Consider the following 20,540-nt stretch of genomic DNA (forward strand, 5'->3'; position numbering starts at 1 on the left):
TGTTTAGTTCAACTTATATAGAGGAGGACTTGCTATGCACAAATGATCATTCGCTAGTTTTCATGAATGATTTGATGAACGAGAGGCAGGTAGTGCTCCATCTTTTGTATTTGGTCGTTTAGCAGCAGGGTGAAGTTGGATTCATTCCAGCCCACCGTGCAGATCAAGGAAGAACGGAAGCGAAGTTCGCCATCTTCTTGATCCAACTCGAAAGCTCCATTCAGTAAATCGTAATTCTCTCCCATAAGCTGAAGGGAAATGCCTTGACGTAGTGGAGCAGGGATTTGTTCTGGAAAGACGGAGTAGAGTACGAGAAGATCCTCCTCAGGCTCGATTCGTATTAAGCCGATCCATGTCCCGCCGGTTGTGCTGCTGAATCGAAGACGAATAATTCGATCGCTAAAATATTCATATTTTAAGTTGTTTGCTTGCAAGAAAGCTTCGACTTGTGAGGCCAGGTCAAGCACGACAGCGCTCACCACTTCATCCGAAGACTGCTCCTTGTTTATTAGCTTCTCGGTCCACATGGTCTTGAAACCTTGGCGAAGTGTACCGGATTGTTGTAACACTTGGGGGAGACTTGCTGTCTGCTTGGCATCAAGCACATACCAGTATTCAGACTTGGCAAGGTGAGTCAATTGGGTTCCGGATATCACATCAGGCAGCAGAGCAGCAAGTACGGTTTCCACATCACCGTTTCTAGCAGAAATTTGACTCGAAATCGCTGGAGAAAGCAGCGCGCGAACTTCGATGACGTCTTTGGAATTGAATCGTACTTGTGAAGTTATAGTATGAGGCAGCAGATTAAACCAATGCTGTTCAACCAGCTGTTTCATGAGATCGGCAAGGACAGTAAAGGTAGCGATGCAGGTCGCTGCTGCTTGTGCTTGCTGATATCTTAAACGTGTAATCGTAACGGTCACCGATTCCCCATTCCAGGAGGAGAAGGTGATAGGGATATTGGTTTTGATACTAGAATGATCATCTGTTTTATGTATACTCATGGATTCATTAGCTCCTTTCAACGTCTGTTACTAGCGTCCTAGCAATCCGCCGGTGAATTGTTTCACGCCATCTTTCTTTTCTCTTCCGAATTCGGCCAATCTTTTCGTCTTCTCAACAGAAAATTTAACGATTCCTGCATCAACCTCGAAACTTTTGGTTTGACCAAGCTCCACTGCTAGTTTCCAGTCACCTGCTACGCCTGCGCTATTCCATTCTTTTTCAAAATTCAACGTGAGATTTGTAGTGGAGGAGCTAACAATCTTGTTCTCAATTTCTCCAGTATCAACATCGACCTCTTGAATTTGCTTAGCCAGTGAATTACCGATTCCATCAAATTGAGGAAGCAGTATCATAGCGTCGCTGCCTATATCCACCTTAGTCCCCGTATCTCGAACATCTGTATTGTGATCCTTAGTGGCACCTCCAGGTGCACTATCATTCTTATCACGTGTGAGAGCATTACTAATGTTTGTAAGCAATCCGAGAGCTGGTGTTGCTATTTTACTCATATAGGATACCCATTTAGCTGCTTCTTCACCGTATTCGAATGGAATAGATGCTTCTATTGATATCTCAAGATCTAATGGTTTTCCTTCAAAGCGGGTATGAGAGCCTTCTGCCGAAAGGCTAAGACTTCCAAAGCCCAAATCCAGCTCAACCTCAGCTTCAGCCTCATAAACTTTCCGTTGTTCTAGGTTAGCTAGGATCGATGCTTTATGTTTTAATTGATCGAGTTTCGTATTGTCCCCAAAGCTGTCTAAGGTCTTCTCAATGATGGTCTCTTTGTCATAATGGGTCAGGCTTTTCTTGCCGGCACTGAGAGAAACCCCAACAATCCCAGCCTCAAATTCAGCACTAAGCTGCTTGAATGTACCGACGTCAACATAGTTCTCGCCCTCCATATCCTGCGCTTCAATGGCTGATGCCCATAGCTCAGCTTCTTCTGAATGAGTTTTCCCTGATTTTCCTCCTTGGCCCCAAATGCTTTCAGCTGCACTCGGTACAACACCATTCATATGACGATACATACCATAGGAAATTAGATTCATGACAGAGGTAGAATTGCCGGCCTGTGCCTCAAGGTATAGACCCAACTGAAAATTAGCATCCAAGCCCAGAGCCTTAACACCAACGCCGAAGCCAATCTGTGCACTAAAGGTCAAATTGCCATCATCACGCTCTGCTTCAGCGCCAAAGCTAATAATGGCGTAACCGCCCGATTGTCCAAGTGGGATTTTCAGCTCGAATTCAAATTCTCCGGAATCTCCATCATTGGGAACAGCTAGATCAACGAAGCTGCCAATTTTCACGAGACCACTATTAAGTGAATCGCTATCTATCGCCAGCCTGATCGCTTTATTTGCTATTTTATCAGTAGTTACCTGCGTTCGGACATCTGTACTGAGATCCTTTGTAGGGGCAGGTTTTCCGAGCAACTTACCACCCTTTACAATGGTCCGTGCTTCATTTACAGCTAAGCTCTCTGTTTGCTTTAATATTTCAATCGCTTTGGTCTGAGCACCGGTTAGTGCGGCTTTGCGTACATTGTCCGGTTTTACTTGTTTGGCACTTGAGAGCTGCTTTGCAGCACTGTGAGCGGCTTGTTTTAATTTTTGCTTTGTTGGATCGGCAGGAAGCGTCGAATTTACAATTTTCAAAGCTTCTTTTTCCATAATGGAATCAACGGAGCTCTTAGCTAAGGAATAGGCTTCTTTATTCGCAATCATGCCAGTAAAGGCTTGGCTGATCTTGCTTTTATTTTGCAGCTCCTGATGGTTTGAGATTTCATTGGTAATATCATCATTGGCTTGTGCTCTAGCCGCATCCTTGAGTTTTTGTCGAAACGCATTTAATTCATCGGAGCGTCTCCATTCCCCCCGGCCTACGCCGAATTTCAAAAGTACAGCTAGCTTAATAGGCTCGTAGAGCTTTGCGGAATAAAGGTTATCTATCTGTTGCTGATCAACATAAGCTGACTCTTGTTCTTCAGGGGTTGAAGTATTTGCTTTATCGGTAGGGGCAGTCTGCTGTGCACGCTGGGCTATAGCTTGGTTGCCAATGGATTGCTGCAGCAAAGCTGTAGTACTTTTGCTAGTTGATTCGGCAGTCGCGGGGGCTTGCTGTTGATTAGCCTTTGGTGCAGCCGCATTATCTTTTCCTTGTTCATTATTCGCTTTGGATTTGGAAAAAAACATATCTGATCCTCCCGGCAGGAATAATATTCATCATTTATCGATATAACAGTCTTTTCTATTATACATGAGGCGGAAATACTTGTAAGTTTTTTTGTTACAAATAGTAGGATCTTAGGCTTTTATGACTAGATAAGAAGGAAAAGGTCGATTTTGGTAGAATTATTGTATGATGTAGGACTACGGACTGGCGTATAGGAGAATGTTATGGCACTGGGACGCAGGTTGAAATTTCCAGCACAAGCAAATCAATATCGAGGAACACCAAGGCAACAGTCATCAGCAGAAGTGCAGCGCGCAGATGAAGAGAAGCAAGGATTATGGACCAGAGCGATGTCCATGCAGCAAAGCTACGGCAATCAAGCGACAGGAAAAATGTGGCAGGATATTCAGGGGAAGCAGCATTCATCAGAGGCCTCTAAGGGAGTGAAAACACCATATGAGGAGCTAGTCAAATGGCTGGAGGCAGAAGCAAGTCAAGATCATCAGCAAGTCCTTTGGATGCAGTTTGAAAGGTTATCTCCAGCCCAGAGGCAAGCTGTATTGCTAGAGATGGCAGGCTCTATTGAACGATTAAAGCTGTTAATGAATGCTCCAATGAATTGGGAACGGCTGGTTGCTAGTATAGCGAGTGTTGAAGGCGTTAGACTCCAGCCAGATGAACCTGAACTCGAAGGAAATGCGAATGAATCAGGTGCACAGGCAACTGCAGGAACCGTAGATGTGACGGGCTTGCTCAATCCTTATAAAGATATTGTGTTGTGGCTTAATTATAAAGCGAATAAGCAGGGTAAGGCAGAGCTGATGCGAAGATTTGAGATGTTGTCTATTCCGCAGAAGAAGATTGCATTACACAAAATGTTGAATCGCCGCAAGCTTGTATTTGCTGGTTTTACTGAAGCAATGTCTATCACGATACTATTAAAAAAATGGGTCGATTGGGGAAAGATGCTCTCTGCGCTGAACGAAGCGGAGCTGGTGAAGCTGGATACCACTGATGAGTCGTCTGTGGAGCGTTATCTTGATCAGGAAGAGACTGGCTTTGAGCCGGAAGAAGAGCATGAGCTTGAGGAAGATGAAGATTTCTTTGCTTTTGGACTTATGCAGGGCCGTGGAGAGGAAAACCAAGTAAATGCCGAAAATGATATTAGAAAAATGCTGGATGATCACGAACAGTTAAATTGGCTATTGTTCGGAATCAAAGCTAAACCGAACGATAAGCTCAAAGAGAGCTCACTTTCAGCCGTTGGAACCCCCGAGCTCATTGTGGATCGTTTTTTGAAAATAGATGTGAACCTTCCTCCAAAGGCTCGTGAGGAAGCTCGCACACGACAGCTTAAGGCGTATGGCTATTATTCGTCACGACAATGCTACGTCTACTTACTTACAATTATAGTCTCTCATATTTTTGAAAGAGGAGTTATAAAGAAAGAGAAAACATTTATTCAATTAATGGAGATGCTGGGCTTATCAGCCAAGAAACCTACACCGACTAAGGATATGATTGCACATCAATTACGCTCCTCTCAATAATTGACTACAAGGTGGAACTGCGAGTGCTGACAGGAATACAAACATTATTTCAATTAAGATACGAAGACAGGCGGAAGGTATGGGTCATGGGAACCGTGTTTTTTCTTGCGGGTATTTCCGAGATGATCAACTACACGTCATTTATGGCTATCTTTAATAGTCGTGTAGGTACGCAGTATTTGCCCATGATGTACTTAATAGAAGCGATTCTTCTCCCTTTGGAGGGATGGCTTCTTTCGTTTTTTTCACAGCGTATTTCTAAGCCCAGATTTATGGTGGGGCTTTATAGCTTTTTTATTTCAATAGGGCTGCTCAATGGGATTGTTCTGCTCATTTTTCGTTATGCAGGAATTCAATGGATCGGATTTTATATCCTATTGTTTCTAGCCTCGAATTTTGTTGTTCGGCAGCAAACCTTGCTGATGTGGAGCACAGCCTTTGATTTATGCCCTACACAGCAGGCGAAGCGGGTCATGCCGATCTTCGTGTTGTCGGCCATTGTGGGTGGCATTATTGCGGGTGTGATATCGAGCACGTTAGCGCCACTGCTAGGACCAGAACTACTTTATATGCTTGCAGTAGTTTTATTGTTGCTAGGCTTGCCTAATTTTTGGCGCTCGATTAAGCAATATTTGCTGCCGTTGACGTTTAATAAAAACGGTGATAGTGAAGTGAAGATGGCGGTCTCCTCCATGTATTACTTGAAGCAAACGCTTCGCTCGCCATTTTTGTTAACCGTTATTGGGATTATGACCTTAATGCCAGCGGTATACTTTCTGATCGAATATCAATATTTCACATCAGCACAGGAGGTATTTGCCTCTGAGGCAGAATTAACGTCCTTCTATGGATTAATGGTTATTATTTTATTCTGTGCGGCATTTTTCTTGCAGCTATTTGCGACGAGGCTAATGGACTGGCTGGGCGCGAGCAATACCATTTTTGCGATTACCATTATTTTTCTGGGCTGTTTTCTGTTCGTTAGTTTACTGGTAAGCAGTGAGATGGCTCTTGCTGTTGTTTCAGTTGGTTATAGTCTGATTTATTTGCTGCTCTATTATTTTGCTGAACCAAGCTATCAATTCTTTTTCAAAATGCTGCCGATTCAGCATCGTGATGGCTTTCGTTATACCGCTCAAGGTATTGCTGCTTCAGCGGGGATTTTGCTTGGATCGCTAGTATCCATGCTGCATTCAGAACTCGGCATTTCCTTGACATGGCAAGCTGTGATCGGAACCTGTTTAGCTGCAGCGTTAGTTCTGTTAGCTTGGGGTGCCCGTCACTTGTATATTAAGGAGCTCGTTCGTTTTCTGGAAGTCAGTACGGATGCCGCAAAGGATTTTTTAAGTGAATTTTTAGAAACGATGAAGCACGATCGGGTACGGCGTACTCTTGTGGAACAACTGAAGCATTCAGATGAGGCTGTACAGCGGTTTACGCTAGAGCTATTGTCGAGCCAGCTTGATCATGCCTTTAGCAAGGCATTATGGGATTATGTAAAGATGCATACAGGTGAGCGGCGAGCGCTTGGGATCGCTGCCATTCATCCTGATGGGTGGCGACAATTGCCCTCGGAAACGATGGAAGAGCTGCTGAAGGATCGTGATGAGCAAGTAAGAGCGATTGCTTACCGTCAGTTATTTGCAAGTAACAGGGGCGCCGCAGCGTCAAGCTTAGAGAAGTCAATTGAAGCAGCACGCACAGATGAAAGTATGCTCGTTCAAGCGGAAGCATGGAGGGTCATGGAGGAAAACACAGTATTGCTTGATGATTTGCGGAGAATGCTGGGAGAGGGTATGGGATCGGCGGTTCTTGCTTCTCAGATTATCGGGGAGCGCAAGATGCAGAGCTTGTATTTTGATGTCATGATGTGCCTGCTGTCTCAGACGACGATCGTTAAGCTTAATGCGGTAAGCGCGATGGGCAAAATGGGCGGTAGTGAGGTCGTTTCTAGCTTAATGGAGCTGCTCGTTGGCGCAGACAAGGAGCTTCGGCTTGCCATTGAGGAAGCGCTAATCGAGGGTGGAGCTGCCGGCATGCCTGAGCTGGTTCGGTTTATATCCTCTCCTAATGACGAGATTTGGCGTACGGCGGTTTCGGTAGCGAGTGCCATTGGCTCCGATCAAGAGATTAGGGAAATCGTCGTGCCGTCTTGTATACAGAGGCTTCAAGCGTTGTCCGCAAGTCATGCGGTAGTGGCACGAATTGAGGCGATGAACAAGCAAGAATGGACAAGCCTCGCAAAATCAAGGGTTGAAGAAATGACCGGGTATATACTGGATACGATATGGAACATTATGATTCGCTTTGGTGATGAGCGTTCGATTCCGCAGCTGCGACGTGCTGTGGAGGATCAGGATGAAGAGATCCGCGATCATGGACTGGAAATTCTGTCTGAGGGCTTGGGAAGCTCAAAGCTGGATTCGACCCTGCTTGCGTTTTATCGTGGGCGATCATTTGCAGAAGGGAAAAGTTCCCGAAAGCAAAGCATGGATAGCTTTGAGGGCGAGGTGACGGATCCATGGCTGCAAGCATTAGCTGTCAAATCAGGAGCGGTGGAAGGAGGAGCGCTGTTAATGAATAATTGGGAGTATTTAAGTGCTCTGGATAAGATCGTGTTCTTGAAGCAGGTTTCATTATTCCAAGACATCTCTATTGAAGAATTAGGAAGAATTGCAAGTATTGCACATGAAAAGACATATCATAATGGCGAATTTTTAATGAAGCAGGGCGAAGCGAGTCAAGCGATCGTCATTATTATTGAAGGCCATGTGGAAGTCAGCGGCAAGAATGATGACGGTACAGAAGGCACGATTGGGGTTTTAGGCTCTAAGCAAACGATTGGCGAAGCGGGACTCTTCGATGATCGTCCATCACTCGTATCGGCAGAGGTGCTGTTCGATCATGCAAGAGTACTAGAGATTGAAGGAGCCGAGGCGGCACGATTAGTGCGCTTGTATCCAGATATTGGAATAGGTTTACTGCGCTCTATCAGTCAGCGATTAAGGACACTCGAGCATATGCTGCTTAAGCTCGGATAGGAGTTGTGATGATCATGAGGAGTCATTTTGTCACCGTCTCATCGGACTTGCTGAATTGGGATCAATTGAGGCAGCATATCGCTTTTTTTTGCGAGAAGCAACAGATTTCACAAGAGTTAATGCTGCAGCTGCAGCTTGTGTGTGAAGAATGGTTCATAAATATAATTACCCATGGTTATCAGAAGAACTCTAAAGAGGAGTTGTCTTTGTCAGAAATTCTCTTTCAGATCTCTTATAACAGCGCTGATGATGAGATTTTGATCTATTTTATTGATTCTGCTCCAGCCTTTGATCCATTACAGCAGGAAACGCCTGATGTCGCTCTATCTGCTGAGGAACGAGAGATTGGCGGTCTGGGGATCTATTTAATCAAGCAGATCATGGATTGCTGCACCTATCAAAGAGTTGATGAATGTAATCATTTGAAGCTTTATAAGAAAATAAAATTGGAGTCGATAGAATCCAAATGAAAGGTGTGTAGCCTAAATGATGATGAATGTAGAGCAAGAAGGTGAAATCTGTATCATTAACCTGATAGGCAGACTGGATGGAACGACGATGGGGGAAGTGGAACAGCGTTTTCTAGAGCTGCTAGGACAAGGGTATAAGCAATTCGTATTTGATTTGATCGAGTTGGAGTATATCAGCAGTGCAGGTCTTAGAGTGATGCTGCTTTCTGTGAAAAAAACGAGAGCGATTGCCGGGAAAATTGCGCTATGCAGGTTGAATGCCAATGTACAGGAAGTATTTCAAATTTCCGGATTTTCCACAATCTTCGAGATCTTCCCTGCGCGAGATGATGCATTGCAATTCATACGAGCATAGGTTGTAAGAGGAGTGGTACAGTGTTCATCAAAATAGCGATCGGCTTGCTAGGTGCTGCATTATGTTTTGCTTTGGCTTTAATTTGGAAATTGAACTTGGAACGAAGCCGAACAGCTGCCTTATTGGATATTGGCTTGCGTCTCAGTTCGACCATTAAGCGCAAGGAGCTGCTGGAGATTATTATGGAAACAACGGCTCGCACACTCCATGCCGAAGGCTCATCTATTATTTTAGTCGATGAAAAAACGGGAGAATTATATTTTGAGGTGGCAACGGGAGAGAAGAATGACGAGATTAAGCAGATTCGACTGAAAGCTGGTGAAGGCATTGCTGGATTGGTGGCTTCCAGTGGTGAATCCGTCCTCATTGCCGATGTGAGCAAGGATCAGCGTTGGTCGAATCGAGTATCTGCCAAAGTAAAAGTCCCAACTCGCAATATGATCTGTGTACCCGTACGCTCCAATGGTAAAACGTTAGGTGTGCTGCAGGTGATCAATAAAAAGGGGAACCTGGCATTTAACGGGCAGGATCTTCGTTTGCTAGAGATGATATCTTCTCCAGCGGCGATTGCGCTTGAAAATATGCTTCTGTATGAAGCACTGCTTGAATCGATGGAAAATTTACGTATAACGACCGCTGAGAAAGAGCGTATGGAAAGCGAAATGAAAATTGCGAAGGATATTCAGCACAGCTTTCTCCCTGGTGAAGTGCTTAGAACTGCGGACATCGATTTATATGCCTGTCTCATTCCGGCACGCGAGGTCGGCGGGGATTTCTATCATTTTATTCAGCTGGATGAGGATCGTTTGCTCGTTTGCTTAGGTGATGTATCGGATAAGGGAATGCCTGCTGCATTGTTTATGTCCGGACTAATGATCTGGATTAAGGCCAAAGCAAGCTCTGATCGTTCTCCTGCGGCCATTATTGGGCAGATAAATCGAGAGATCAGCACCGAGGATTCAACGATGTTTGCTACCATTTTTCTTGCTATACTGAATACAAAAACAGGAAAACTGACCTATTGTGACGGCGGGCATTGTACGCCTTATGTATTGTCTGGGGATAAGATTAGTGAATTGCATGGTGTGAAGAGCCTGCCAATTGGTATTTTCGTAGATACTGGGTATGAAGATTGTGAGATTCAACTGAGTTCAGGCGATTCAATTGTGTTGTATACCGATGGAATTACGGAAGCAGAAAATGCTAATGGGGAATGGTTTGGTACCGAACGATTGCGCCAGACCTTGCAGCACGTAACGGAGAAATCCCCTGCGATAATTACGCAGACATTACGTCAAGAAGTGCTTTCATTTTCGAATCAATACGTACAATCTGACGACATTGCTATGATGGTATTAAAATACACCGCATGTAACGACAATATTAGCTAAAGTTATACAAAAAAGGTTGCGAAAGTTAAGGCATCGTGTAAAAATGGAAGATGATAGTACTAAATTGCGAATTAAGAAGTGGGGTGTGATGATCCCGAAGAATCAAATGAGGATAAGTGGGATTTAATAAGATGGACAATATACTTCATTTGACCTCAATGGTTGATGCATATGAGCATCCCAAAGACTATTTACTAGACGAGCTTATTATTCTTGATGTCATACTGGAATATGAGATTCAGCGCATGCTTTACACAGAGGAAGAAGCAGCATCGGCAGATACATTTCGTGGTATGTACTTCAGTGTATCGGAAGCTAAAGCTTTACTGGATAGGGATGAACCAATCTTACAGCTTACATCTGAGCAGGAACTGCTGCTGCATCAGCTCAGGACACGCATTGATGCAAGATTGCAGAAGAGCAAACAAGAGCCTATTCAATTGCCAATTGAGTCGCTGAAAATTGGTTTTCGGTTGAATGAGCTGGATATTCGGCTGCTGATCGTTGCGATTGCTCCACATGTAAATCGTAAGTATTTGAAGCTTTATGCCTATTTGCAGGATGATATGACCAGTCAGCATTTGACGCTGGATCTTATGCTTCGATTATGCTGCACGACTCTCGATGAACGTAAATATGCCTATGAGATCATGACGAGTCCCAATAGCTATATGAAGGGCTTCTTCACTTCTTACCCCAATATAAATGATTTGAAACACTTTTCACTGTTAACTGAACCGATTCGTCTCGAAGCGAGGTTGATTTACTTCTTTTTAGGCATTGAATGGCGTTATGATGGAGCGTTAGCTTCCCTTAAGCATTATTCGAGCGCTGATCATAAGGAGCTGCCTCCGTTGCTTGTTAATGAAGATATCCATACGCATATGCTAACGTATATGACCGATAAAGATTCACGTATGTCGTCTTTAATATGGGTACTTCAAGGACCAACAGGAAGCGGTAAAACCTTTCATGCGAGACATATTTCAAAACTATTGAATCGCTCTCTATTGGAATTTGATCTATCAAATGCACCGGAGGAACAATATGCTTTTGGACAGGTCATCGACCAGGTACTTCTGGAAGCTTCACTCACCGATGCGATTCCTGCCTTTGACCGAATACATACACTGCAATCTACTCAGGGCATTACTACGGGGCATGATAAGCGAAAGCAATGGTTGTTCGAGAAGCTGCTAGATTGGACAGGTATCGTATTTCTATTTAGCGAGGAGCCTGTTAAGTCGACGATTAGAATGCCAGATACGACATGGTTGAATATCGTTATCCCATTGCCAGATCTTGAACAAAGCCAGAAGTTATGGGAGCAGTTAACCCAGAAGCAATGGTTAGTAACTGCAAATGAGGTTAGTCAGCTGGCGGGGAAGTTTAGATTTACTCCAGGCCAAATGATCACTACCGTTGAAGAGGCCCGTAAGCTGGAAAAATGGGAAGATTCAGCGGCATTCATTCATCAATCAGCTGCTTCTCCTTCTAAGCTGCTGCATCAATCGGCTTATCAATTAACAAATCATCAGCTGCAAAATAAAGCCACAAAGGTAGAGTCGAAATTTAGGTGGGAGGATCTGATCCTTCCGAATGATACGCTGCAATTATTGCGGCAAGCATGCAACCGGATTAAGCATCGCCATACGGTCATGCATCATTGGGGTTTCGATCGAGTGCTGCCTTACGGCAGGGGCATCAGCATGATGTTTACTGGACCACCGGGAACAGGAAAGACGATGTCCGCATTAGTTATGGCGAAGGAAATGGAAGCTGAGCTGTATCGTGTAGATCTGTCCAGAGTTGTAAGCAAGTACATTGGTGAGACTGAGAAAAACTTGAGTGAAATTTTTGATCAAGCGAGGTTAAGCGGTGCCATCTTGTTCTTCGATGAGGCTGACGCCCTTTTTGGCAAACGATCAGAGGTTAAGGATGCTCATGATAAATATGCCAATATGGAAACCTCGTTTCTGCTTCAGAAGATGGAGGAATACGACGGTCTAACGATACTAGCGACTAACTTCGCGCAAAATATGGATGATGCTTTTACGAGAAGGATTCAATTTATTATCAAGTACCCATTTCCAAGTGCGGAGCAGAGGGAGCAACTATGGCGTTCAGCGATTCCATCGCAAGTGCCGACTGAGGAAATTGATTATGCCTTCTTGTCGCAAACCTTCGAGCTTGCTGGCGGATCGATAAAGAACGTTATCTTGACTGCAGCTTATCTTGCTGTAAGTGAAGGAACGTCGGTAGCTATGAAGCATATGATCGAAAGTGTTATACAGGAGTATAAGAAGACCGGTAAATTGCTGCTCAAGGACCGCTTAGGTCCTTACGCCGAGTATTGGAAGGGGTAAGAAGAGTGGCAGACTATTCTATTGTTACTGATATCGGATTGTCTCTGGTTAAGGTGCTTCGAGAGGAACTGGTTCCTGAACTAATCGCTCATGCTGATGGGGTAGGGCTTGCTCACCCCGGTGACAAGGGTGATATGAATCTGAGCCTTTATTTATATGAAATTAAAGAGAATACAGATTTTAGAAGCAGTGATTTGATTGATCAAGGCGACAAGATGAGATATCCTTCCATCGCACTAGATCTATCCTATCTAATTACGGCACACTCTGCCTCTGATGTACTGACTCGTGCAATTGATGAGCAGAGAATCATGGGGAAGATGATGCAGGTGCTTCATGATCATAACATTCTTAGAGGAGAGGATTTGGTAGGGTCGCTGGCCGGTACGAATGGCGCTTACCGAATTGTGAAGGAAGAAATTCCGCTGGAAACAGCTATAAGCTTGTTTCCAAACCTCCCCTATAAGTTATCGCTTAGCTATAAGCTAGGTCCTGTTTATTTGGATTCAACGAGAACGAAGAGTGTCTCACGTGTTCGCGAACGTCATCTGAAGGTAGAACAAAGCTAGTTATCTTTATTGCTGCGGTCGAATCATAAGCTATGAGTCGATCTTGCATAATTTTAAATTCTGAAAGGAGGAACCGATTTTCTGGAGTGATGCTTCTGGCATCTTTCCTGTAAGAACGTCGGGAAAACAAAATGGCTGAATATTTTTCACCAGGTGTGTATGTGGAGGAATTTGATAGTGCAGGTCAACCGCTATCCGGTGTAAGTACAAGCGTGGCAGGCTTCATCGGTCTTGCTGAGCGTGGTCCTGTAGAAGGGTTGCCAAATCTTATCACAAGCATGAATGATTTTAAACGCAATTATGGCAGCTATTTATCAGATAATCAATTTGGCTCTTATCGCTTTTTGGCTTACGCTGTTGAACAATTTTTTGTGAATGGCGGCTCACAGGCTTTTATTATGAGGGTTGCCCCTTCTGATGCTGCTGTTGCCACAAATGAAGGCGATTTCTTCAACATCTCTGCTAAAAATTCAGGTGCTTGGGCTAATCAAATGAGAATTGCTTGTTTGCCGTCTAGCAAAGCAAAAACACAAATTTTTGAGGATCTTGGCGAAGGCAAATATCGTGTTAAAAATAGTAACGGCTTTAATGAAGGTGATGAGGTTACTTTTTTTAATGGTAGCGATAAAGTAACAGGAAAAGTAGTTCAATCTCGAGACCAAGTGATTGAGCTTGAAAGCCCGCTTGAGGGTAAAGTAGTTGACAATGGATTGCTGCCAGTAAAAGTGCTTGCTACTTCGGAATTTACGCTCCATGTTTCCTATGGAGATGAGGCGGAAAGCTTCGAAAACTGCTCGTTCAATCCACTGTCCGCTAATTATGTTGAAAAAGCAACTTCGCGCTCCTCATTGATTACGGTTTTGGCTGCTGATGAAAGCAGTGTAGCTGCGCTATTTGATGATATTGCTAAATATACGGTTTTGCTTGCTGGCGGTTCAGATGGAACTCTGGAAGGCATTAGTGTCTCTAATTATGTAGGTGAGGATAACGGGCCTGGTAAACGTACGGGTATTCAAGCCTTTGTTGATAATGACCAAGTGAGCATCATCTCTGTTCCAGGGGTTACAGAGCCTGCCGTTCAACTGGCACTCGTTGCACATTGTGAGAATCTAGGCAGTCGATTTGCAATTCTTGATATTCCTAGAGAGAAAACAAAGGTGCAGGATGTACTTACTCATCGTGATATTTTTGATTCCAGCTATGCAGCGATGTACAATCCATGGCTTCAAGTTTTTGATCCGCTAGAGAAACGCAATATTTTTATTCCTCCATCTGGCTCTGTAGCTGGTGTATATGCACGCAGTGACAGTACACGCGGCGTGGAGAAAGCACCAGCCAATGAGGTAGTGCGCGGCGTAACTGGTCTTGATGTTCAATATAATAAGGGCGAGCAGGATATATTGAATCCCAAAGGCGTGAATTTGATCCGCAGCTTCTCTGGACAAGGGATTCGGATCTGGGGAGCAAGAACAACCTCATCTAACACACTATGGAAATATATTAATATTCGTCGTCTCTTTATTTTTGTAGAGGAATCGATCAAGGCTGGCACGAACTGGGTTGTATTTGAGCCGAATGATGAACGTCTATGGGCTCGCGTGCATCGTACAATTGATGCATTCCTTACTCGTGTATGGCGAGGCGGCGCGTTGCAAGGGTCATCCCCAAGTGAAGCGTTTTATATCGATATCAGCAGCAACACCATGACTCAGGATGACATTGATAATGGTCGTTTGATTTGTATGATCGGTATCGCACCTGTGAAGCCGGCTGAGTTCGTTGTCTTCCGCATTACTCAAAAAACGAATGAACAATAATAATTAAATCCATTTGATAGGAGAGGAAGTATAGATTATGGCAGGCGAACGTAATGATCCATACCGCAAGTTTCGATTTCGTGTAGAGGTGGAAGGCATTGAACAAGCAGGCTTTAGCGAAGTATCTGGTTTTGATGCGTCGCTTGATGTTATTGAGTACAGAGAGGGTACAGATGTCATTACCCCAAGGAAACTACCTGGACTTGCAAAGTATGGCAACATTTCATTGAAATGGGGCGCTACTGAAACGATGGATCTATTCGAGTGGATCCAGGATTGTGTTGTAGAAGGCAATGTAGAGAGAAAAACAGTAACCATTATTGCCATTGATGAAGAGGGCGAAGATGTAGCTACTTGGCAGGTTATTGAAGCATGGCCAGCCAAATATACGGCACCAGACTTTAATGCTACTGCATCTGAAGTAGCCATTGAGCTATTAGAGCTGGCTCATGAAGGCATGCTTCGTACACAATAATAAATAGGACGTGGGAACAACGTTATTTATCGTTGTTCCTTCGTCCGTTTCTTATCTTTTTTTGGAACGATTAAAGTAAAGAGGAGTGACATCATGTCTTTCAAAACAGAATATGAGTTTGAATTGCCTAGAGGATATGTCGATGAAAATGGGAATTTGCATCGTAGAGGCACGATGAGACTGGCAACAGCTGCTGATGAGATTTTACCAATGAGAGATCAGCGTGTACAACAAAACCCAGGGTATCTAACTATTATTTTATTAGCTCGTGTTCTTACTAAGCTGGGGGATCTGCGCGCTGTAGATACGAAGACCATTGAAAAGCTTTTTACAGCAGATTTAGCTTTTTTGCAAAACCTATATCGTGAGATCAATGAGACAGAAAAGCTGTCAGTAAAAGCAATTTGTCCAAAGTGTGAGCATGAACACGAGGTGGATATCTCTTTTTTATCCGAGATGGAAGGGGCTTAAGTCTATATCCGGAGAGTCGTCTGTATGAAGAAACCGGATTTATAGCTTACTACTTCCACTGGTCACATGATGTAATAATGGATATGGAGCACCGGGAACGTCGCAAATGGTGCGAGGAAATCTCAAAGATTAATAGAAAGATGAGTGACGAGCCAAATCGACATAATCCTTTCGATGTATTTAAGTAGGGGGATCTCACGTGAATCAACGAACAGATCAAGTACGGCCATATGTTGTTGGGGCGTACCGCTTTATGGTTGAGCTCGATGGCATGCTGGTCGCAGGATTCTCGGAAGTAAGTGGTCTTAGTGTTGAGACAGAGGTGGAAGAAGTAGCAGAGGGCGGATTGAATCAATATGTTCATCGGTTACCTTCTCGAACTAAGCTGCTGCCTCTTACGTTAAAGCGCGGCATGACCCTATCGAATGAGCTGTGGAATTGGTATTTCGATGTCATTGAAGGCAAAATAGTGCGTAAAAGCGGTTCCATTATTTTGTATAATGAGCGCGATCAGGAATTCAGACGTTGGAATTTCTATGATGCGTATCCAACCAAGTGGACAGGCCCTGAGATGAATGCAACTGCCAGTGAAGTTGCTGTGGAGCAAATAGAGTTAACGCATAATGGTTTTAAAATGTTGTAATAGCATACTTGATAAACAGGTAAGGGGGTTGCCAACGAGATGAAATCATCTAATCCATTAAAATCGATACGTTTGACAGACGGTAAATTTGCTGATCGTTTATCGATGAAATATGGATGGGTTGTTGGGCAAGCCACTAATCGGAGCGGTATGGTGCATGTGGAGCCGTCTGGTGCTCGGAAAGCTGCGTTCAGAGCGCGGCCCATTCAAATATCGATCTCACGAACGTATCCAGTGATGCCGTTGCACGTCAAATTGACCTATATCCATACCCAACTAAATCGAATCATTCATCAAAATTCGGATTTTCATCGGATTAATGGGACGATTCCAGCTTCGATAATCCGTCAGTACAAACAGGTAACCGTGCAGTTGAAAGAGGGAAGCAAGCAGGTAGATCAGCTGTCACCAAGGGGGAAATTGCAGGTAGAGAATGCGTTGCAATCGGGCGCTCCTGTGAGAATACCTGCGGTTTCGCAGGTGGATCTGATATCGGCGAAGCAAGAAATTGTTATTCCGATCAATCGAATTCGTCTACCCTTACATCTGCAAGCAATTGTAGATACGCTTCAGACCGTAAAACAACAACTTGATACGGTGCAAGGGATGCCATTAGCAATCGCATTACCTATTCTCATCCGATCACAATCCCCCTCCCGAATGCTACAAAGGCAGAAGGTACAGAAGGCTGTAACCGTTCCTCTAAGCATCAGGCAACATGCCGATTTCGTAGAAAGTGCAAGAACGCTGGAGAGGATTCAGCATTCTAGTCACCCGAGCAGGCTTGTAGAAAATCGGAATTTGAAGCCTCGGCATGAGGTCGTGACGAATGAGACAATTTTGACGAATCATATTCGTACGACGAATCAAACGAGTGAGTTGAATGAGAGCAGCGAGAAGCGTCAGGTAGCGAATGTGGTGCGTCGTCAGCGTAATGAGACGAACCAGATGAGCAATGTTGTGAATCGGACGAACAACGTGACGAATGAAGCGCGTTTGACGAATCAAATCCGTACGACGAATCAATCGAGTGAGTTAAATGAGAGCAGCGAGAAGCGTCAGGTAGCGAATGTGGTACGTCGTCAGCGCAATGAGACGAACCAGATGAGCAATGTTGTGAATCGTACGAACAACGTGACGAATGAGACACGTTTGACGAATCAAATCCGTACGACGAATCAATCGAGTGAGTTGAATGAGAGCAGCGAAAAGCGTCAGGTAGCGAATGTGGTGCGTCGTCAGCGTAATGAGACGAACCAGATGAGCAATGTTGTGAATCGGACGAACAACGTGACGAATGAAGCGCGTTTGACGAATCATGTACGTATAACGAACCGAACGGTTAAGACGAATCAAACAGAAACAACGAATCAAAGGAATGACCAGATTCAGACTAACGAGCTGAATCGAACAAATGAGTTGATACAGGTCGCGAATGTGGTGCGTCGACAACGTAACGAGACGAACCAAGTGAGCCATGTTGTGAATCGGACGAATAACGTGACATATACCGTGACGAACAAAGCGCGAGTGATGAACCAACAGCGTATAACGAATCAATTTCGTCAGACGAATCTAACAGGACCAACAAATCAAACAGAACAAACAAATCAAACAGAACAAACAAATCAAACAGAACAAACAAATCAAACAGAACAAACAAATCAAAAGAATGACTCTAATCGGTCTATTGAGCTGAATCGAATGAATGAGACGAGACAAATAGCGAATGTGGTGCGTCGACAACGCAACGAGACGAACCAGATGAGCAATGTTGTGAATCGGACGAATAACGTAACGAATGAAGCGCGTTTGACGAATCATGTACGTATAACGAACCGAACGGTTAAGACGAATCAAACAGAAACAACGAATCAAAGGAATGACCAAATTCAAACTAACGAGCTGAATCGAACAAATGAGTCGATACAGGTAGCGAATGTGGTGCGTCGACAGCGTAACGAGACGAATCAAGTGAGCCATGTTGTGAATCGGACGAATAACGTGACGTATACCGTGACGAACAAAGCGCGAGTGATGAACCAACAGCGTATAACGAATCAAACTCGTCAGACGAATCCAACAGGACCAACAAATCAAACAGAACCAACAAATCAAAAGAATGACTCTAAACGGTCTATTGAGCTTAATCGAACGAATGAGATGAGACAAGTAGCGAATGTGGTGCGTCGATTACGCAATGAGACGAACCAAATTAGTAATGTCTTGAATCGGACGAATAGCGTGATGAATGAAGCTCGTTTGACGAATCATGTACGTATAACGAACCGAACGCTTAAGTCGCATCATACATATCCAACGAATCAAAGGAATGACCAGATTCAGAATAACGAGCTGAATCCAACGAATGAGACGAGACCGGTAGCGAATGTGGTGCGTCGACAGCGTAACGAGACGAACCAAGTGAGCCATATTATGAATCGGACGAATAACGTGACGTATACCGTGACGAACAAAGCGCGAGTGATGAACCAACAGCGTATAACGAATCAAACGAATGACTCTAATCAGTCTGTTGAGCTTAATCGAACGAATGAGACGAGACAGGTAGCGAATGTGGTGCGTCGACTAAGAAATGAAACGAACCAAAGTAGCAATATCCTGAACCGGACGAATAACGTAACGAATGAAGCGCGGTTGGTGAATCGTGTACGTATAACGAACCGAATGGTTAAGACGAATCAAACAGAAACAACGAATCAAAAGAATGAATCTAATCAGTCTATTGAACTTAATCGAACGAATGAGATGAGACAGGTGGCGAATGTGGTGCGTCGACTACGGAAGGAGACGAACCAGATCAGCAATATCCTGAACCGGACGAATAACGTAACGAATGAAGCACGTCTGACGAATCAAATTCAAATAACGAACCGTAATCGTACGATTATTCAAACACGAACAACGAATCAAACGAATGAGAAGCGCCAGGTAGCGAATGTAATGCGTATACAACGCAATGAGATAAATCGAGTAGACAATGTTATGAATCGTACGAATAGCGTGTCAAATGAAATGTTTTTGACGAACCAAACGAATGAGCGGATTACAAAGAATGAATCGAGTTCAACGAATCATACACGAGTCCTTACCCAGATAAATATAAATCGTAACGCATTGGTTAATTTGGAGCGATATCAGCTAGTTGAGAGGGGTCAGCAAGCTAGTACATTATTTCGCCAAGCAAGTAAGGCATCTGCACACATGAAAGATTCTCCCAAGGCAAAGCGTGAGATGGATCGGTTAACGGTTAAATCAACTCTTGTCACCAAGGAGCTGCAGCCTATGAAGGCTGTTCCTCTCGAAGTAGTGATAAAGCCATCACCCAAAGAGGCTCCGGAGAAGGAAATCATTAAAAGCTTGGAGTCTGCTATTAAAACAGTTGAAAGCGATCTGAATCAGGCGAAGGTGCAATGGTCCAAGCCCAGCATGGATATGAAACGATTAACGGATCAAATGTATCGGGAGTTTTCGAGCCGGATTCGATTGGAACAGCAGCGAAGAGGGCACTAGTCCTATTTTAAAATAGATAGAGGTGAGATTGAAGTTGGCACTTAAGAAAGCAATGATCTTGGTCCATCATGGACCTACTACAGACCGTATTGATGTATTGTTTAATCCGAATGAGTATGTCATGGAATCCTCGAATCAATATTCCTGGCAGACGATTCCAGGATTATCTCAGCCTATCGCACAGTTTATTAGCGGTGAAGCTACGACGCTGACTATGGATTTGTTTTTTGATTCCTATGAGAAAAGAACAGATGTAAGAAAGCACACTATTCAAATAGCAGGATTACTGGATGTGGATAAGGATTTGCATGCGCCGCCACTATGTAAATTTGTATGGGGGACCTTGCAGTTTAAGGGCGTTGTTGAGAAGGTGTCTCAGAAGTATACGATGTTTCTTGATTCAGGAATTCCGGTACGAGCCACATTGAATGTTACATTCAAAGCAGTTCAGAGCATCACAGAGCAATTCAAGCATATTCCTCGTCAATCTGCCGACCGCACCAAGCAGCGAATGATCAAGCAAGGAGATCAATTATGGCATATCGCTGCGGAGGAATACGAGGACCCGGGAATGTGGAGGGAAATAGCTCGTGCCAACGGCATCGAGAATCCAAAACGGCTTGAATCGGGAACAGTGATTAAGATTCCACGTTTGTATGGATAAGGTGAGTGATATGG

The 20,540-nt window shown here is 44.0% G+C and carries 16 protein-coding genes; 14 read left to right on the top strand and 2 right to left on the bottom strand.

Going from position 1 to position 20,540, the window contains the following annotated elements; genetic code table 11:
* Window positions 1-53: 53 nt before the first annotated feature.
* Together MHI37_RS09895 and MHI37_RS09900 are read right to left on the bottom strand one after the other, a co-directional pair.
* Complete coding sequence (locus tag MHI37_RS09895; RefSeq protein WP_076337759.1) at window positions 54-1,004, bottom strand: YbjN domain-containing protein; 951 nt, start codon at window positions 1,002-1,004, stop codon at window positions 54-56.
* A 30-nt stretch (window positions 1,005-1,034) separates the two neighbouring features.
* Entirely contained in the window at window positions 1,035-3,200 is a 2,166-nt protein-coding gene (locus MHI37_RS09900) for a hypothetical protein (protein ID WP_076337758.1), read from the bottom strand.
* Between the two features lie 204 nt (window positions 3,201-3,404).
* Here MHI37_RS09900 and MHI37_RS09905 point away from each other — a divergent pair, with 204 nt between their 5' ends.
* The 14 genes from MHI37_RS09905 to MHI37_RS09970 all read left to right on the top strand — a co-directional run bounded on the left by MHI37_RS09905 (window position 3,405) and on the right by MHI37_RS09970 (window position 20,526).
* Window positions 3,405-4,730 carry a hypothetical protein gene (locus MHI37_RS09905; RefSeq protein ID WP_076337757.1) on the top strand — a complete coding sequence of 442 codons (1,326 nt, stop codon included), beginning with the start codon at window positions 3,405-3,407 and terminating at the stop codon, window positions 4,728-4,730.
* Window positions 4,731-4,753: 23 nt separating this feature from the next.
* Window positions 4,754-7,771, top strand: a complete 3,018-nt coding sequence (locus tag MHI37_RS09910; protein ID WP_144023716.1) for a cyclic nucleotide-binding domain-containing protein — start codon at window positions 4,754-4,756, stop codon at window positions 7,769-7,771.
* 14 nt (window positions 7,772-7,785) lie between these two features.
* A complete protein-coding gene (locus MHI37_RS09915) occupies window positions 7,786-8,241 on the top strand; it encodes an ATP-binding protein (RefSeq protein ID WP_076337755.1) in 456 nt (151 codons plus the stop codon).
* Between the two features lie 16 nt (window positions 8,242-8,257).
* Entirely contained in the window at window positions 8,258-8,596 is a 339-nt protein-coding gene (locus MHI37_RS09920; protein WP_083676348.1) for an STAS domain-containing protein, read from the top strand.
* A gap of 20 nt (window positions 8,597-8,616) precedes the next feature.
* Window positions 8,617-9,987, top strand: a complete 1,371-nt coding sequence (locus tag MHI37_RS09925) for a GAF domain-containing SpoIIE family protein phosphatase (RefSeq protein ID WP_076337754.1) — start codon at window positions 8,617-8,619, stop codon at window positions 9,985-9,987.
* Window positions 9,988-10,118: 131 nt separating this feature from the next.
* Entirely contained in the window at window positions 10,119-12,353 is a 2,235-nt protein-coding gene (locus MHI37_RS09930) for an ATP-binding protein (protein ID WP_076337753.1), read from the top strand.
* Between the two features lie 5 nt (window positions 12,354-12,358).
* Entirely contained in the window at window positions 12,359-12,922 is a 564-nt protein-coding gene (locus MHI37_RS09935) for a DUF4255 domain-containing protein (RefSeq protein ID WP_076337752.1), read from the top strand.
* A gap of 131 nt (window positions 12,923-13,053) precedes the next feature.
* Window positions 13,054-14,739, top strand: a complete 1,686-nt coding sequence (locus MHI37_RS09940; RefSeq protein WP_076337751.1) for a phage tail sheath family protein — start codon at window positions 13,054-13,056, stop codon at window positions 14,737-14,739.
* A 37-nt stretch (window positions 14,740-14,776) separates the two neighbouring features.
* Window positions 14,777-15,214: a phage tail protein gene (locus MHI37_RS09945; RefSeq protein WP_076337750.1), complete on the top strand. Its 438-nt coding sequence runs from the start codon at window positions 14,777-14,779 to the stop codon at window positions 15,212-15,214.
* A gap of 93 nt (window positions 15,215-15,307) precedes the next feature.
* Window positions 15,308-15,685, top strand: a complete 378-nt coding sequence (locus MHI37_RS09950) for a hypothetical protein (protein WP_076337749.1) — start codon at window positions 15,308-15,310, stop codon at window positions 15,683-15,685.
* Window positions 15,664-15,873, top strand: coding sequence for a DUF6760 family protein (locus MHI37_RS09955; RefSeq protein WP_076337748.1), 210 nt, complete (start codon window positions 15,664-15,666; stop codon window positions 15,871-15,873). Before MHI37_RS09950 ends, MHI37_RS09955 begins: the two co-directional genes overlap by 22 nt.
* 11 nt (window positions 15,874-15,884) lie before the next feature.
* A complete protein-coding gene (locus MHI37_RS09960) occupies window positions 15,885-16,328 on the top strand; it encodes a phage tail protein (protein WP_076337747.1) in 444 nt (147 codons plus the stop codon).
* Window positions 16,329-16,367: 39 nt separating this feature from the next.
* Window positions 16,368-19,862, top strand: coding sequence for a hypothetical protein (locus MHI37_RS09965; RefSeq protein WP_342556545.1), 3,495 nt, complete (start codon window positions 16,368-16,370; stop codon window positions 19,860-19,862).
* Window positions 19,863-19,896: 34 nt separating this feature from the next.
* Window positions 19,897-20,526, top strand: a complete 630-nt coding sequence (locus MHI37_RS09970; RefSeq protein ID WP_076339608.1) for a LysM peptidoglycan-binding domain-containing protein — start codon at window positions 19,897-19,899, stop codon at window positions 20,524-20,526.
* Window positions 20,527-20,540: the final 14 nt, after the last annotated feature.

The sequence above is a fragment of the Paenibacillus sp. FSL H8-0548 genome, from assembly GCF_038630985.1.
GTDB lineage: Bacteria > Bacillota > Bacilli > Paenibacillales > Paenibacillaceae > Pristimantibacillus.

What these genes read in the sequence shown, in the direction of transcription:
- MHI37_RS09945 (WP_076337750.1), top strand. Translation starts at nt 14,777, where the DNA reads ATGGCAGGCGAACGTAATGATCCATACCGCAAGTTTCGATTTCGTGTA.
- MHI37_RS09905 (WP_076337757.1), top strand. Translation starts at nt 3,405, where the DNA reads ATGGCACTGGGACGCAGGTTGAAATTTCCAGCACAAGCAAATCAATAT.
- MHI37_RS09965 (WP_342556545.1), top strand. Translation starts at nt 16,368, where the DNA reads ATGAAATCATCTAATCCATTAAAATCGATACGTTTGACAGACGGTAAA.
- MHI37_RS09940 (WP_076337751.1), top strand. Translation starts at nt 13,054, where the DNA reads ATGGCTGAATATTTTTCACCAGGTGTGTATGTGGAGGAATTTGATAGT.
- MHI37_RS09920 (WP_083676348.1), top strand. Translation starts at nt 8,258, where the DNA reads ATGATGATGAATGTAGAGCAAGAAGGTGAAATCTGTATCATTAACCTG.
- MHI37_RS09900 (WP_076337758.1), bottom strand. Translation starts at nt 3,200, where the DNA reads ATGTTTTTTTCCAAATCCAAAGCGAATAATGAACAAGGAAAAGATAAT.
- MHI37_RS09950 (WP_076337749.1), top strand. Translation starts at nt 15,308, where the DNA reads ATGTCTTTCAAAACAGAATATGAGTTTGAATTGCCTAGAGGATATGTC.
- MHI37_RS09915 (WP_076337755.1), top strand. Translation starts at nt 7,786, where the DNA reads ATGAGGAGTCATTTTGTCACCGTCTCATCGGACTTGCTGAATTGGGAT.
- MHI37_RS09895 (WP_076337759.1), bottom strand. Translation starts at nt 1,004, where the DNA reads ATGAGTATACATAAAACAGATGATCATTCTAGTATCAAAACCAATATC.
- MHI37_RS09930 (WP_076337753.1), top strand. Translation starts at nt 10,119, where the DNA reads ATGGACAATATACTTCATTTGACCTCAATGGTTGATGCATATGAGCAT.